Annotated in this window: 16 protein-coding genes and 1 pseudogene; 10 read left to right on the forward strand and 7 right to left on the reverse strand. The window is 61.9% G+C overall.

Annotated features, from left to right (window positions below; translation table 11 throughout):
• Positions 1–5: 5 nt before the first annotated feature.
• The 7 genes from trmD to C5J26_RS22870 all read right to left on the reverse strand — a co-directional run bounded on the left by trmD (position 6) and on the right by C5J26_RS22870 (position 5,365).
• The gene (gene trmD / locus C5J26_RS22840) at positions 6–695 is read right to left on the reverse strand and encodes a tRNA (guanosine(37)-N1)-methyltransferase TrmD (RefSeq protein ID WP_105403858.1); all 690 of its coding nucleotides are present in this window, start codon (positions 693–695) and stop codon (positions 6–8) included.
• 5 nt (positions 696–700) lie between these two features.
• Positions 701–1,267 carry a ribosome maturation factor RimM gene (gene rimM, locus C5J26_RS22845; RefSeq protein WP_105403859.1) on the reverse strand — a complete coding sequence of 189 codons (567 nt, stop codon included), beginning with the start codon at positions 1,265–1,267 and terminating at the stop codon, positions 701–703.
• A 119-nt stretch (positions 1,268–1,386) separates the two neighbouring features.
• Positions 1,387–1,752 carry a 30S ribosomal protein S16 gene (rpsP, locus tag C5J26_RS22850; protein ID WP_105403860.1) on the reverse strand — a complete coding sequence of 122 codons (366 nt, stop codon included), beginning with the start codon at positions 1,750–1,752 and terminating at the stop codon, positions 1,387–1,389.
• A 78-nt stretch (positions 1,753–1,830) separates the two neighbouring features.
• Positions 1,831–2,145, reverse strand: coding sequence for a chorismate mutase (locus C5J26_RS22855; RefSeq protein WP_046665132.1), 315 nt, complete (start codon positions 2,143–2,145; stop codon positions 1,831–1,833).
• 14 nt (positions 2,146–2,159) lie between these two features.
• The gene (gene ffh / locus C5J26_RS22860) at positions 2,160–3,740 is read right to left on the reverse strand and encodes a signal recognition particle protein (protein WP_105403861.1); all 1,581 of its coding nucleotides are present in this window, start codon (positions 3,738–3,740) and stop codon (positions 2,160–2,162) included.
• 284 nt (positions 3,741–4,024) lie between these two features.
• Positions 4,025–5,077: a ParA family protein gene (locus tag C5J26_RS22865; RefSeq protein WP_206051213.1), complete on the reverse strand. Its 1,053-nt coding sequence runs from the start codon at positions 5,075–5,077 to the stop codon at positions 4,025–4,027.
• A 120-nt stretch (positions 5,078–5,197) separates the two neighbouring features.
• Positions 5,198–5,365 (reverse strand): hypothetical protein, encoded by a 168-nt coding sequence (locus C5J26_RS22870; protein WP_245441244.1) that lies wholly within the window; start codon positions 5,363–5,365, stop codon positions 5,198–5,200.
• Between C5J26_RS22870 and C5J26_RS33700 the strand changes: the two genes are divergently transcribed.
• The 10 genes and pseudogenes from C5J26_RS33700 to C5J26_RS22920 form a co-directional block, all read left to right on the forward strand.
• On the forward strand, positions 5,364–5,807 hold the full coding sequence (locus C5J26_RS33700) for a type II toxin-antitoxin system VapB family antitoxin (protein WP_371681944.1): 444 nt from the start codon (positions 5,364–5,366) through the stop codon (positions 5,805–5,807). The two genes, C5J26_RS22870 and C5J26_RS33700, sit on opposite strands and share 2 nt — an antisense overlap.
• Positions 5,807–6,244 carry a type II toxin-antitoxin system VapC family toxin gene (locus C5J26_RS22880; RefSeq protein ID WP_105403862.1) on the forward strand — a complete coding sequence of 146 codons (438 nt, stop codon included), beginning with the start codon at positions 5,807–5,809 and terminating at the stop codon, positions 6,242–6,244. The genes C5J26_RS33700 and C5J26_RS22880 overlap by 1 nt, the downstream gene beginning before the upstream one ends.
• Positions 6,245–6,307: 63 nt before the next feature.
• Positions 6,308–7,402 (forward strand): MBL fold metallo-hydrolase, encoded by a 1,095-nt coding sequence (locus C5J26_RS22885; protein ID WP_105403863.1) that lies wholly within the window; start codon positions 6,308–6,310, stop codon positions 7,400–7,402.
• 238 nt (positions 7,403–7,640) lie between these two features.
• On the forward strand, positions 7,641–8,171 hold the full coding sequence (locus C5J26_RS22890; protein ID WP_105403864.1) for an RNA polymerase sigma factor: 531 nt from the start codon (positions 7,641–7,643) through the stop codon (positions 8,169–8,171).
• A complete protein-coding gene (locus C5J26_RS22895; RefSeq protein ID WP_105403865.1) occupies positions 8,164–9,093 on the forward strand; it encodes a FecR family protein in 930 nt (309 codons plus the stop codon). Before C5J26_RS22890 ends, C5J26_RS22895 begins: the two co-directional genes overlap by 8 nt.
• A 138-nt stretch (positions 9,094–9,231) precedes the next feature.
• Complete coding sequence (locus tag C5J26_RS22900; protein WP_105403866.1) at positions 9,232–11,778, forward strand: TonB-dependent receptor; 2,547 nt, start codon at positions 9,232–9,234, stop codon at positions 11,776–11,778.
• 28 nt (positions 11,779–11,806) lie between these two features.
• Entirely contained in the window at positions 11,807–12,397 is a 591-nt protein-coding gene (locus tag C5J26_RS22905) for a biliverdin-producing heme oxygenase (protein WP_105403867.1), read from the forward strand.
• Between the two features lie 112 nt (positions 12,398–12,509).
• Positions 12,510–13,460: a diaminopimelate epimerase gene (gene dapF / locus C5J26_RS22910; protein WP_105403868.1), complete on the forward strand. Its 951-nt coding sequence runs from the start codon at positions 12,510–12,512 to the stop codon at positions 13,458–13,460.
• Entirely contained in the window at positions 13,457–14,743 is a 1,287-nt protein-coding gene (mtaB, locus tag C5J26_RS22915; RefSeq protein ID WP_105403869.1) for a tRNA (N(6)-L-threonylcarbamoyladenosine(37)-C(2))-methylthiotransferase MtaB, read from the forward strand. The genes dapF and mtaB overlap by 4 nt, the downstream gene beginning before the upstream one ends.
• A gap of 15 nt (positions 14,744–14,758) precedes the next feature.
• Positions 14,759–15,156: pseudogene (locus C5J26_RS22920) on the forward strand (signal recognition particle-docking protein FtsY); the annotation flags it as partial.

Consider the following 15,156-nt stretch of genomic DNA (forward strand, 5'->3'; position numbering starts at 1 on the left):
GGGGGTTACTGTGCCTTACCCGGAAATAAATCCGGGCGCCGCTCCGCCGTCAGCTTCTTTGCTTCTTCCAGCCGCCATTTATCGATCGCCGCATGATTGCCGGAGGTCAGCACGGCCGGGATCTCGCGGCCTTCGAACACCTGCGGCCTCGTATATTGCGGATGTTCGAGCAGCCCGTTCTCGAAGCTTTCATGGGTACCCGACAGCGCATTGCCCATGACGCCCGGCAGGATGCGCACGACCGCGTCGAGCAGCGTCAGCGCCGCCGGCTCGCCGCCGGAGAGCACATAGTCGCCGATCGAGATCTCTTCGAGATTGCGGCCGTCGATCACCCGCTGGTCGACGCCTTCGAACCGGCCGCAGACGATCACCACGCCGCCGCCGGCCGCCAGCTCGCGTACCTTCTCCTGGGTCAGCGGTTTTCCGCGCGGGCTCATCAGCAGTCGCGGACGGCTGTCACCTTCGGAGACGCTGTCGATCGCCTTGGCCAGGATATCCGGCTTCAGCACCATTCCGGCGCCGCCGCCGGCCGGCGTGTCGTCGACGGTGCGGTGCCTGTCCTGCGCAAAATCGCGGATCTGCACCGTATCGAGCGTCCATTGTCTGCGCTCCAGCGCCTTTCCGGCCAGGGACAAGGCCAGATGTCCCGGAAACATTTCCGGGTAGAGCGTCAGGATGGTGGCGCGGAAGGTCATCGTTGCTATTTGCCCTTTTTGGGCAGGCCCGGTGCTGGACCCTCGTCTTCCGGATTCTCGACAAGGCCGGCGGCCTGCGGATCGATGACGATCTTGCCGCCTTCGAGGTCGATCTCCAGCACTGCCGCCTCGGAGAAGGGGATGAGGGCAGGGCGGCGGCCGGGGCCTTTCAGCTCCAGGAGATCGCCGGCGCCGAAATCATAGACGGCGCTCACCGTGCCGTAACTCTTGCCTTCCTCGTCGACTGCTTCGAGACCCTCGAGGTCGGCATAATAGAACTCGTCTTCCTCGAGTTCGTCGTCAGGCAGGTTGTCGCGCTCGATGAAAAGTTCGAGGCCGGCCAAAGCCTCGGCCGCGTTGCGGTCGTTGATGCCGCGGAAGCGGACGATTGCGATGTTCTTGGCTTCGCGGATTTCGAGGATCTCGAAGATCCGGCCGTCCTCGCTATGCAGGTGGCCGTAGTCGCCGAGCGCGGTCGGATCGGCCGTATACGTGCGCACCCGCACCTCGCCCCGGAGACCCTGGGCGGCGCCGATGGTCGCCATCAGAACGGGATTTTCGAGCTTGGTCATGAGGGTCGTGATCTCGGTTGTCGTGCGCTCATTTAAGCTTTGCGCGATCAAAAGCAAACAGCAAAACGGGCAGCGCGTTGCCGCGCCGCCCGTCGTTCAGGAAAGAATGGTCGCGAAGCTTATGCTTCGGCGGCAGCGGCTGCTGCTTCCTCGGCCTTCTGGGCGCGTTCCTTGATGCGTTCCTGGGCCTTCTTGCCCGGCTGGCCCTTGCCAGGGTTGTTCTTGGCTTCGCGCTGGGCAATGCCGGCCTCAGCGAGGAAGCGCAGAACGCGGTCGGTCGGCTGGGCGCCGTTGTCGATCCAATGCTGGATGCGTTCGGCGTTCAGTTCGACGCGCTTGGCATCGTCCTTGGCGAGCATCGGGTTCCAGGAACCGAGCTTTTCGAGGAAGCGACCATCGCGGGGCGAACGGGCGTCAGCAACGACGACGGTGTAGTACGGACGCTTCTTGGAACCGCCGCGGGCAAGACGAATTTTCAGGGACATTGCAATTACTCCTAGGTTTTTCTTGGCCGCCGTCGGCGGACCAGGGGTCTTGTTGTACCCGCCGTCAGGCGGGCTGATTCATGCTGTCTTCGTGCCGACGTGTTCGGCGGCAATGGCTTCATGGTGCCGGATGACTTCCTTGATGACGAAGTTCAGGAACTTCTCGGCGAAATCCGGGTCCAGATGCGCTTCCTTAGCCAGGCGGCGAAGTCGCTCGATCTGGAATTCTTCGCGCGCCGGGTCGGCCGGCGGCAAATCGTACTGGGCTTTGAGGACGCCCACTTCCTTGGTGCAGCGGAAACGTTCCGCCAGCATGTGCACGAGCGCCGCGTCGATGTTGTCGATCGACTGGCGGTAGCTTGAAAGCTTGGCCTTGACCTCAGGGTCAATCATCGGCGTGTCCTCCCTCACTTCTTCTTCGGCAGGCCCGGAAGGCCCGGGAAACCGCCGCCGAGACCGGGTAGCTTGGGCGCACCAAGTCCCGGCATGCCACCGCCCGGCATGCCCGGCATCGAGCCCGGCTTGAAGCCTGCGGCCTCCGCCTGCTTCTGCAACGCTTCGAGCTGTTTCGGATCGAGCTTGGAAAGATCGGGCATGCCGCCCATTCCACCCATACCGCCCCCCATACCACCAAGGCCCATCTTCGAGGCAAGGCCGCCCATCATTTGCTTCATCATGCCGCCCTTGCCCTTGCCGCCCATCATTTTCATCATGTCGGCCATCTGGCGGTGCATTTTCAGAAGCTTGTTGATTTCGGCCGCATCCGTGCCGGAGCCGGCGGCGATGCGCTTCTTGCGGCTGTGCTTCAGCATGTCGGGATTGGCGCGCTCGGCCCTGGTCATCGACTGGATGATGGCGATATGGCGGGCGAACGTCTTGTCGCTCATGCCGGCGGCCGAAAGCTTGTCCTTCATGCCGCTCATGCCGGGCATCAGCCCCATGATGCCGCCCATGCCGCCGAGCGACTGCATCTGCTTCAGCTGTTCGGCCAGATCGTTGAGGTCGAACTTGCCCTTGGCCATCTTTTCGGCCATGGCGCGCGCCTTGTCGGCGTCGATATTCTCCGCGGCCTTCTCGACCAGCGAAACGATGTCGCCCATGCCGAGAATGCGGTCGGCGATGCGGCGGGGATGGAATTCCTCCATCTCCGTCATCTTCTCGCCGGTACCGATCAGCTTGATCGGCTTACCGGTGACGGCGCGCATGGAGAGAGCCGCGCCGCCGCGGCCGTCACCGTCCATGCGGGTCAGCACGAGGCCGGTAATGCCGACGCGTTCGTCGAAATTGCGGGCGAGGTTGACAGCGTCCTGGCCGGTGAGACTATCGGCGACCAGCAGGATTTCATGCGGGTTGGAGCGCCGCTTGATCTCGGCCATCTCCGCCATCAGCGGCTCGTCGATATGGGTGCGGCCGGCCGTGTCGAGGATGACGACGTCATGGCCGCCGAGCTTGGCGGCCTGCACGGCGCGGGCGGCGATCTCGGTCGGCGACTGGCCGGCGATGATCGGCAGCGTATCGACGCCGGTCTGGACACCCAGCTGGCGGAGCTGTTCCTGGGCGGCCGGGCGGCGCGTGTCGAGCGATGCCATCAGCACCTTCTTGCGCTCGCGATCGGTCAGCCGCTTGGCGATCTTGCCGGTCGTCGTCGTCTTGCCGGAGCCCTGCAGGCCGACCATCATGATCACCACCGGGGCGACCGCATGCAGGTCGATGCCGACCCCTTCGGAGCCGAGCATCTCGATCAGCTCGTCATGGACGATCTTGACGACCATCTGGCCCGGCTTGATCGACTTCAGAACTTCGGCGCCAACGGCCTTTTCACGCACCTTGTCGGTAAAAGAGCGCACGACTTCCAGCGCCACGTCCGCTTCGAGCAGGGCACGGCGAACCTCGCGCAGAGCGGCGGACACATCCGCTTCGCTCAATGCGCCACGGCCGGTCAGTCCACTCAAGATGGAGCCAAGACGGTCCTGGAGGCTTTCGAACATCGTTTCTTCCTTCTCGCGTTTCGGATGACCGAAACGTCGGGTTCTCATCCGCCAAAAACAAGAGACAAAGCCAAAAAGCACCCGAGGGCGCAACGCGCTGTCGGGTGTTGACCTCCGGGCTCAGTCTATCGGCCCCGGTCGGCGGCTCCAAGTCGTAACTTGTCAGCAGATGGGCGGGCTTAAACAGCAAGCGGGCGGGAAAGTCAAGTCTGCCGGCCGGTGGGCGGTCGGCGGGTGGTATCTCAGTTATCTGAACTTTTATTCTTGGTGGAAAGCATAAAAGTTCACAAGATGCTGGTTAGATACGCTAGTTCCCTTTGATATCGTTCGGCTGACTGGTTAACCTGCAGGCGACGCTCAGACACAGTGTGAAAGCCACCGACTTTCAACTCGGAAATCGGAATACTTTTCGCCCCACTGATACGACCAGCCGACATGAAGTCGTCGGTAATGACAAACGAATCTGTCGGGTCCGTAACGAACAGATCGGAATGTTTTCGGGCGATCCGCAAGGCTCGTTCAATGAACATGCGCGACGCAGCGTCGGGGGTCGCTTCCTTCTGGCTCTTGGCACCAGCCATCGTCATAACAATAGCCGCAACCTTCGGCGCCTCTAGTCCCCCGCCGCGCTCGTTCCATTGAGCGAAGTCGCGCGCCTTGTTGCCCAGCAGGTCGAGCAGCAGGCCCAGCGACTCTACGGAGTGCTCGTCAACGCGCACTGGAATGATCAGTGCGTCAGCCGCACACCAAGCCAGGTGCGTTCCGCCCGAATAGAAAGGACTTGTGTCGATGATGATAGATTCGCACTTAAGTTCCTTCGCTTCCGTTTTAAGAATGTCTCTCAGAGACCACAGCAGAGTCCGGACGATCTCAGTGTTATTGCGTGTGTTGGCTACGCCGAGCTGTTGATAAAGGTATGACGGGAATTCGTAGAGTTCCGCGTCTCCTGGAATGAAGTAGCAACCCTTGCCGCCAGCGAAACTGGGAGAGAACTGACTTACGCGAAAGGCTATGTCCTTCGCCTGCTCCCCGAACGCGGGCCCAAGGACGCGGGGCTGCAAGGCATTATAGATCGTGACCTTCGCCTTTTCCTTCTTCATGATGACTTCGGTCAGGTTTGCCTGAGGGCATACATCGGCCAAGAGGACAGGGAGATGTCGCGACATCTCGTACGCCAGATTGAAAGATATCGATGTTTTGCCAACACCGCCACGTAGGTTGGAAACCGCGTAGCTCTTGCCCGTGGGCGTCGTATCCCGCCGGAAGCCATCCTTGATGACCCTACGGTGGATCTCAAGAACCTTGTCGAGATCACTCGTCCACATCTCCTGCATCATCAGCTCCTTTGCAAGGCAACCGCAGAATCGCAGGTTACCACCAATCGCGCAGGATTTCTGTACGCCAGCAGGAGCCGTCGATCAATGCAGGAAGGAAATATAAATGCAGGTCTCGCGGGTCTAGTCTTCCACCGCCCCGCTGTTGCCTTCTTCGCAATCTCCGCGCGCCGCTCCGGCGTCATGTTCTCGGCGCGCTTCTTCCCGCCCCTTTACGCGGAGCGCTTTGGCAGCAGGGTCTTTGCCATCGCCAATGATGTTGTCATCTTCATCACCAGTGGCGATACGCATGACCTTTACAGCATTGCTGATCACGTTGGCGGGGCGCTTCTGTCCTTTAGGTCCGGTTGGCATTCACACTTATCTTCAACGAGAGAGTTTTCTCCAGCGCCGCTACAGCAGAACGATACAGGAAAAGACCGATCGGTGCTCGCCTTGCGGGAATATTCAATTGCTCTATATTGAATATTCAAACCTGTGGATGGTAGCCATGTCCCTCTATATACGCGACGCCAAAGTGAATGAACTCGCTGATGAAGTCATGCGGCGTCTTGGCACGAAGACCAAGACGGAAGCCGTGCGGGTGGCACTGGAGAACGAGTTGAAGCGGGCCGATAAAGATATTCCGCTCGCGGAGCGGGTCAAAAAATACCAGCGCCAGATTGCCGAACTTGGTCCACGCGACCCGAACTTCGATGAAAAGGCCTTTATGGATGAGATGTGGGAGTATTGATGTTTCTCGATGCTTCCGCAATCGTTGCAATCCTGCAAGAAGAAGATGCGGGAGCGTCTTTGCTCGATCGTATAGAGGCTGCGGAAGGTCCGGTTTACTATTCCTCGCTTGCCGTTTTTGAGGCTGTCGTCGCTTTGTCGCGCCAAAGGAAGATAGCTACGCTTGGCGAGCACGCATCAACGCCACCCGATCTCATTGCGAAGACGGAAATTTCTGTCGAGGGCTTTTTGAAGGAAATAGGCGCCATTGAAGTAGCTCTCCCTGCTGGGTTGCATGCTGTCGCCCTCGAAGCCGCGCGCACTTACGGCAGGTTCGTTGGCCACCCGGCCAAACTGAATTTCGGCGACTGCTTTTCCTACGCCGCTGCAAAGACGCTCAAGTCTCCACTACTCTTCGTTGGCGACGATTTCTCCAAAACGGATATCGAAGTCGCGTAAATGTGTTCTTCGCCCATGCAACGTCTCTTCCCAGATGTAAGAGCACGCTGATAGACATCTCCCATGAACCGACGAAAATTCCTGAAATGGTCCGGCATCGGCGCGATCACCGCCCTCGTGGGCGGGTTCGCGGCAAGGGGAGCCATGGCTGCCAACAAGTATTACTCCGGTCCGGCCTCCGATCATTTCGACGGAACCTATTTCTTCAATCCGGGTGGCGAGCAGCCGCGCGGCGGTCTCGACCTGCTGCGCTGGAAGCTCGGGGGCAACAATATCGCATGGCCGGACAGTTTTCCGAGCCCGTTTCCTCAGGCCGTGCCGGAAACGCGGGTCTCGGGCGACCGGCTGGCCGTCACCATGGTCGGGCATGCGGCGATGCTGATCCAGGTCGCCGGCCTCAACATCCTGACCGACCCGGTCTGGGACGATCGCGCTAGCCCCGTGCGTTTCGCCGGCCCGAAGCGGGTCAATCCGCCCGGCATCCGCATCGGCGACCTGCCGCCGATCGATGTCGTGCTCGTCACCCATAACCATTACGACCACATGGACCTCGAGACCCTCTGGGTGCTGCAGGGCCGAGACAAGCCGCATTTCGTCACGCCGCTCGGCAATGACGCGCTCATCCGCTCGCGTATCGCGGATGCGAAGATCACGGTGATGGATTGGGGCGGCCGCGAGGAGATCGCCGCAGATATCGGTCCTGGCATCGTCCTGCATTGCGAGCCCTGCCATCACTGGTCGGCACGCGGCGTCGGCGACCGGCGCATGGCGCTGTGGGCCGCCTTCGTTTTCGAAACCCCGGCCGGCAAGATCTACCATATCGGCGATACGGGCTTCCATCAGGGCATCAACTACCGTGCTGCGCGGGAAAAGCACGGGGCTTTCCGGCTCGCCAACCTGCCGTTCGGCGCCTACGAGCCGCGCTGGTTCATGCAGGCGCAGCACCAGAACCCGCAAGAGGCGGTGGAGGGTATGCTCCTTTGCGACGCGGCTTTCGTCGCCGGTCATCATTGGGGCACGTTCAAGCTGACAGATGAAGGGATCGAAGAGCCGCTGACGGCGCTTCACGCCGCTCTCGATGCGCGCCGCGTTTCCCGGGACCGTTTTCGACCCATGCGCCCCGGCGAAGTCTTCGAAGTGCCGGCAATTTCCGCCTGAACACGCCGGAACTGTTGCGAAAACGCGACAGATGGCCCGAAGCGGCAAAAATTTTAGTCTCTGCCGCCGCCAACGCCCGGCTGCCCAACATGCTGATTCCACATTAAACATGAGTATAATTATCATCTTATAGGATGCTCTTTGGATCTATTCCAAATCATTGATGTTGCGCCCCTTTTTAGGCGGCGCTAAACGCGGAGCCGTTGGTCGGGCAGGTTTCGGCCTTGGGGTTACGGACTTGGACATCAGCCTTATCGAGCAGTTGCAGCAGACCGAGGAGGGGAAGCTGCGGCGGTTCTTCCTTCGGCGCCTGCGCAACAGGGAGGATGCGGCGGACGCGACGCAGGAGACCTTTCTGCGGCTGCTGACGGCATCGCCGAAGGAGGACCTGCGCAATCCGCATGCCTATCTTTTCCAGGTCGCCCGGTCCGTCGCCCATGGCATCACCGCCCGGCTGATGCGCGACAGCGCGCTTTTCGACGATGAGTTGGATCAGACGCAGGTTGCCGACGAGGCGCCAAGCCCGGAGCGCGTGGTCGCCGCGCGCCAGCAGCTCGGACTTCTGATCGAGACGATTTCCTCCCTGCCGCCGAAATGCCGGGTCGTGTTCGTGCTCAGCCGGCTCGAAGGGCTTTCCAACGGAGAGATCGCGGCCAAGCTCAGGATCTCCCGAAACATGGTTGAAAAACACATCATCCGTGCACTCATGGCTTGCCGTCAGGCCCGCCTTGCGGCATTGCCTCCCGCCGGGGGGATTGCGCATGACTAATGTTTCAGACAAGGCGCGTGAGGACGCCATTGCGGAGGAGGCGGCAGGCTGGGTCGCGCGTCTCGGCTCCCGCGACGCGACCGATGCGGATCGCCGCCGCTTCGAATTCTGGAAAATGCAGGATCCGGCGCATGCGGCGGCCTTTGAAGAGATGAGCGCTCTCTGGGGCGATCTCGCGGCGGTGCCGAAAACGGTCGTGCCACGCCGGCGCCGGGTGGTCGGGAGTGGCATTGCCGCCCTGCTTTTGATGGTCTGTCTTGGCATCATCGCCAACGATACCGGCCTCATCGCCCGGTATCGTTCGGATTTCTACACGCCGGTCGGCGTTATCCAGCGCATCGACCTCGATGACGGATCGGTGGTGACGCTCAACACCGATAGCGCCATCAAGGTGCGATATGGCCAGACGGAGCGCCGGATCGTGGTCCTGCGCGGCGAGGCCTTCTTCGACGTCACCCCGAACCCGGCACGGCCCTTCGTCGTCAGCGGCGACGAAACCCAGGCGATCGCGCTCGGAACCCATTATGCGGTGCGGGTCGGCGAGCGCGACGAGGTGATGGTCGAGGAGGGGCATGTGGCGGTGACCGCCGGCTCCCAGCGTGCTGTGCTCGAAACCGGCGGCACCGCGCATCTCGGCGCCGATGGCCGCCTGACAACCGGCTCCGGCGATGTCGCCGATCTGACGAGTTGGCGCAGCGGCAAGCTGGTCTTCTCCGGCCGGCCGCTCGGTGAGGTGCTCGGGCAGATTGGCCGTTACCAGCGGGGCCGCATCATGGTGCTCGACGACCAGGCCTCGCAGCTGCGGGTCAGCGGCGTGTTTACCGTCACCGATCTCGACCAGGCTTTCACGGCTCTGCAGGAGAGCCTGCCGATCCGCATCATCCGGGTTTCCGACTGGGTCACGCTGGTCCGTTCGCGCTGAAGATAGGCCCACCAGAAAATTGAGTATAAAAATCATCTTTTTTCGAAAACCGACGTCAGGAGTTGGAGCCCTCTTTCACTCATAACCACCAGGGGCCGCGATGAGAGCGGTCACGAAGTTTGAGTGCAGGGGGTTGAAATGAGTTTGAGGGGACCGCTTTTTTCGCGGCATGTCCGGATCGCGCTTGGCTGCGCATCCTGGCTGGGCGGCATGGCTCCGGCCACCGCACAGCAGCCGGCACAAGGCGTCCAGTCGCAGCAGGTCGCCGTTTCCATTCCCGCCGGGCCGCTTGAAAGCGCACTTCTCGCGCTTGGCCGCCAGACCGACCTGCGTCTCGTCTATCGCAGCGAAATCACTGCCGGAAAGACCACGGGTGGCGTGACCGGTTCGCTGACGCCGTCTGCCGCCCTGTCGCGGCTGCTCTCCGGCACCGGCGTTTCCTTCCGGTCAAGCGGCGGCAATACGGTGACGCTGGAGGCCGGTACGTCTTCGGTCGCAGCGACCGGCGGCGATCCGGATACGACGCTCAAGCCAATTGTTCTGCGCGATGGCGGTAATGGCGGTGCGGCCGACACGCCCTACGAGACGCCAGGCTCGACGAGCTATATATCGTCCGAGCAGATCCAACGCTTCCGCGGCTCGTCGGCCGGCGACCTGTTCAAGAACACCCCGGGCATCATCTCCGCCAACAACCACAGCAGCGGTTCCGTCAACGTGAACATTCGCGGCCTGCAGGGCCAGAACCGCGTTCGGGTAGCGATCGACGGTACGCAGCAGACGACGACCACCTGGCGCGGTTACGGCGGCGTCGATGACCGCACCTATATCGATCCGGACCTGATCGGCGGCGTCGGCATTTCCAAGGGACCGACGGGCGGCGCGGTGGGCGCCGGCGTCAATGGCGGCGTGGTGGAGATCACCACGCTGAAAGCCAAGGATATCGTCGAGGACGGCAGGCAATATGGCGGCCGCATCAAGATCGGTGCCCAGGACAACACGACGAAGGATTTTACGATCAATTCCTACGACCAGCAGACGGATTCGGCTGAATTCTTCGATTTCACCAATGGCTCGGGCAGCTTCGCGTTCGGTACGGTGCAGGACAATTTCGATTTCGTCATCGCCGGTGCCCGCCGCTACCGTGGCAACTATTTTGCCGGCAAGCACGGCAAGAACTATTACGAGTTCCAGGGCAGCAACCAGTTCCTCTCGCGTACCAAGCAGGGCGAGGAGGTTTTCAACTCGTCCAACGAATCCACCTCGTTTCTCGCCAAGGGTACGCTTCGCTTCGATGACGATCAGAGCCTGGAACTGGGCTATATCCGCTATGAAAGCCAGTTCGGCCAGATCATGACCTCGCTTCTGACCTCGGGCGACAACACATTCCGGCAGGCGCCGCTATCCGATGTCACGACCGACACGTTCACCAGCCGTTATCGGTACAATCCCAGCGACCTGATCGATCTCAAGGTCAATGCCTGGCTGAGCATCGTCGACCAGAACTCCATGTCGACGGGTTTCGGCCTATATTACCCACAGTTCAACATCATACCGGGCGACGATCCCCGCTACGCCATGACCCATACCTGGGGCGGCGACATTTCGAACACGAGCCTGCTCGACACGGAATACGGGCCGTTCAAGGCCAATTACGGCGCGTCCTACCTGCTCGAGGATATCGATTCCAGGCGCTATTTCAGCCGCAACCATACGATCGACCGCGGGGTGCCGATGGATCCCAGCATCGGCAACCGGTCGATCGCCAGCGTGTTCACCGACGGACAGTGGGAGGCGACCGACTGGCTGACCCTCAATGCCGGGCTGCGCTATGACGGTTACTGGATGAACGACAAGGGTATCGAATCCAGGACCGGCATCCGCCACAAGGAAGGTGGCCGGTTCAACCCGTCCGTCAGCATCATCGTGGAGCCGATCGAAGGGCTGCAGTTCTATGCGCTTTATGCCGAAGGCATGCGCCCGCCGACCATGCGCGAAACTATGGGCAATGACGGTAACGTCATCCAGAACCCTTATCTGAAGCCGGAGGTCTCGAAGAACTGGGAAGTCGGCATCAACTACAGCAAGGATGGCCTGTTGCTGGCCGACGACGCGTTGCGCTTCAAGCTGTCCTATTTCAACAACAACTACACCGACTATATTTCTCGCGTACCGTCCAATGCGGGGCCGGGCCAGCCGGTCTTCACCTTCGACAATCTCAGGAGCACCCGGTTCTCCGGTATCGAAATCTCCGGCTCTTACGAGGCCGGCCCGTTCTTCAGCGAAGGATCGCTGACCAAGTACCTGAGCTACGAGTTCTGCCGCACTCTTTCCACCTGCTCGGACTCGACCGTGTCGATGGATTATGCCGCCAACCACATGCCGCCCGAGATCATGGCGAGCCTGACGCTCGGCATGCGCCTCTTCGACGACAGGCTGAGTTTTGGCACCCGCTTCACGCATGGCGGCGCGCGCCTCTCGCCGGTCACGCAGGATGCCCGGATGTATACGGGTATGTGGATTCCCTATACGACCGTCGATGCGTTCGCCACCTACAAGATCACCGAGCACTTGACGTTCGACCTTCAGGCGGAGAACCTGACGGATCGATTTTACGTGGATGCGCTCGACGGGTTCACTCCCGCTCCCGGACGGACAATCCGGGCGTTCCTGACGGCCAAATTCTAAAACATATAAGCATCTGGACATTGCACGCATGCAGATCGAACTCGAAACACCCACCGCACCGACCCGGATCCAGCGTCTGAAGGCTCTCACCGATGCCACCCATGAGCGCCTCGACAAGCGCATCATGGCGGCCGATCCTTTCGCCAGCCGCGAGCGTTACGCGCTTTTCCTCACCGTGCAGCATCATTTCCATGCGGATGTCGATCCGCTCTATCTCGATCCGCGGCTCAACCGCATTGTCCCCGATCTTCCGAGCCGGGTCCGGCTTGAAGCACTGCGCCAGGATATCGCCGATGTGACCGGAAATGCGCCGGCCGTCCTCACCGCTGGGACGGGCCGGCTCGGCATCCCGGCCGCACTCGGATGGCTGTACGTTGCCGAAGGCTCGAACCTCGGCGCCGCTTTCCTCCTGAAGCAGGCGGCAAGGCTCGGCCTGTCGGAAGAATTCGGCGCCCGCCACCTCGCCGGCCACCCCGCCGGCCGCGGCCTGCACTGGCGCACTTTCGTTGCTGCTTTCAACGGGTTCGAGATGTCCGAGGCGGAGGAAGCGGAAATGGCCGAAGGCGCCAAGTCGGCGTTTCGGCGGGTGCATGCACTGGTGGACGAATTTTTCGTCTGAGGGCTCGGCGTGGGTCCCCGGGCTGACCCCGCGCCACCCACTGGTAATTCCCTGCCTTTTCCGCCATATACAGCCCAATAGACGGGCATTCGGCCCGGAATGGATTGGCGTCATGACGGAACTGGTGGAATTCGCGCGGATGAATGGGCTTGGCAACAAGATCCTGGTCGTCGACATGCGCGGACGCACCGACAAGGTGACGCCGCAGGCTGCGATCGCGCTCAATGCCGATCCGGCCACCCAGTTCGACCAGATCATGGCGATCCACGATCCGAAGGCTCAAGGCACCGATGCCTGGATCGACATCCTCAATTCCGACGGTACGATGGCACAGGCCTGCGGAAACGGCACGCGTTGCGTGGTGCAGGCGCTGAGCGCCGAGACCGGCCGCAAGACCTTTACCTTCCAGACAGTCGCCGGCATCCTCAATGCCGTCGAGCATGAGGACGGTACGATTTCAGTCGACATGGGCAAGCCGGTCTTCGAGTGGAACCGCATCCCGCTTGCCGAGGAGTTTTTCGATACCAGCCGCATCGAACTGCAGATCGGCCCGATCGACGCGCCGATCCTGCATTCGCCATCTGTCATGTCGATGGGCAATCCGCATGCGATCTTCTGGGTCGATCGTGATCCGATGAATTTTGACCTCGAACGGTTCGGTCCGCTGCTCGAAAACCATCCGATGTTTCCGGAAAAGGCCAATATCACGCTGGCGCAAGTCACGTCGAAGTCGTCGCTGCGCACCCGCACCTGGGAACGTGGCGCCGGCCTGACGCTCGCCTGCGGCTCGGCCGCCTGTGCTGCCGCCGTTTCCGCCGCTCGCACCGGGCGCACCGGGCGCACGGTGACGATCGACGTCGCCTCCAGCCCGATCCGCCAGCCGCTTACCATCGAATGGCGCGAGGACGACCACGTCGTCATGACAGGTCCGGCCGAATGGGAATGGTCCGGCAAGGTCGATCCGCAGAACGGCACCTTTACCCGGGACGCCGGTGCTGATCAAAGGGGCGAGCCGGAGGCCCAATCTTCTCATAGGAACGAGCCGGAGGCTCGGGTCAATTGAGCGGGGTCGAGGTCATCACCTTCGGCTGTCGGCTCAATACCTATGAATCGGAAGTGATGCGGGCGGAGGCCGAAAAGGCCGGGCTCAACAATGCGATCCTGGTCAATACCTGCGCCGTGACCGGCGAGGCCGTGCGCCAGGCCCGTCAGGCGATCCGCCGGGCCAGGCGGGAAAATCCGCATGCGCGCATCATCGTCACCGGCTGCGCCGCCCAGACCGAAAAAGAGACTTTTGCGGGCATGGCGGAAGTCGATGCCGTGCTCGGCAACGAGGAGAAGCTGACAAGCGCCTCCTACCGGGCGCTGCCGGATTTCGGGGTCTCGGCGGAAGAGAAGCTGCGCGTCAACGACATCATGAGCGTGCGCGCCACCGCGCCGCAGATGGTGAAGCATATCGACGGCCACGTGCGCGCCTTCATCCAGGTGCAGAACGGCTGCGACCATCGCTGTACCTTCTGCATCATTCCCTATGGCCGCGGCAATTCCCGCTCGGTGCCGATGGGTGCGGTGGTCGACCAGGCCCGGCGGCTGACGGAAAGCGGTTATCGCGAGATCGTGCTGACCGGCGTCGATGCCACCAGCTATGGCGCCGATCTTCCCGGCCAGCCGTCGCTCGGATACCTCGCCAAGACGCTGCTTCGCCAGGTGCCGGAAATCCTGCGCCTGCGCCTGTCCTCGATCGACAGCATCGAGGCGGACAAACATCTCTGGGACCTGATCGCCGACGAGCCGCGCTTCATGCCGCATCTGCACCTGTCGCTGCAGCATGGCGACGACATGATCCTGAAGCGGATGAAGCGCCGCCACTCGCGCGCCGAGGCGCTCGCCTTCACTGAGCAGGCGCGGCGCCTGCGCCCGGAGATCGCCTTCGGGGCGGATATGATCGCCGGCTTCCCGACCGAGACGGAAGAAATGTTCGAGAATGCCGCGACACTGGCGGAAGAGGCCGGCATCTCGTTCCTGCACGTCTTTCCCTACAGCCCCCGTCCTGGAACGCCGGCTGCGCGCATGCCGCAGGTGGACCGGGCGGTCGTCAAGGACCGGGCGGCACGGCTGCGGGCGCGGGGCGACGTGCTGCATCGGCTCCACCTCGATCGCATGGTCGGCAGCGAGCAGGCCATCATCGTCGAGAACAACGGCATGGCCCATACGGAAAACTTTTCGCTGGTGGCGGCGCCTCGCCTTGTTCCCCGCGAACTCAAGCGCGTTATGATCACCGGCCATAACGGCAAACATCTGGAAATGCAGGTCGCGTCCGCCCTTGTCCCGTCTCGGGCGGCGTAACCGGAACAGGTTCTCATGGCATTGAGCTTCATCAAACGCGTCTTCACCTTCGGCAAACCCGCCGAGGAACCGGCACCCGATGCGGTAAAGCCGGAGGACGTCGCCGCCATCCAGGCGGAACTGGAGCCGAAGTCGCGCGACGAAGACCTGCCGGTCTCGCCCGTCGACCCGGTCGCACCGGCCGAGATCGAGACCGCCGGCGGGCCTGTCGCGGATGTGGCGGCGGAAAATGTCGAGCCGGCCGAGCCGGAGGCTGCCGAAGAGGATGAGCCGGCGCTGCTTTCGGGTGTCGAAGCCGCATCCGAGATCGGGATGGTGCCGTTGTCGCTATTGCAGGCGGAAGCGGAAGCAGAAGAAGAGGGCGTTGCAGCCGCGGAAGCACCCCCCTCTGTCCTGCCGGACATCTCCCCCTC

This window comes from Neorhizobium sp. T7_12 (genome assembly GCF_002968535.1).
In the GTDB taxonomy this organism is placed as follows: Bacteria; Pseudomonadota; Alphaproteobacteria; order Rhizobiales; family Rhizobiaceae; genus Neorhizobium; species Neorhizobium tomejilense.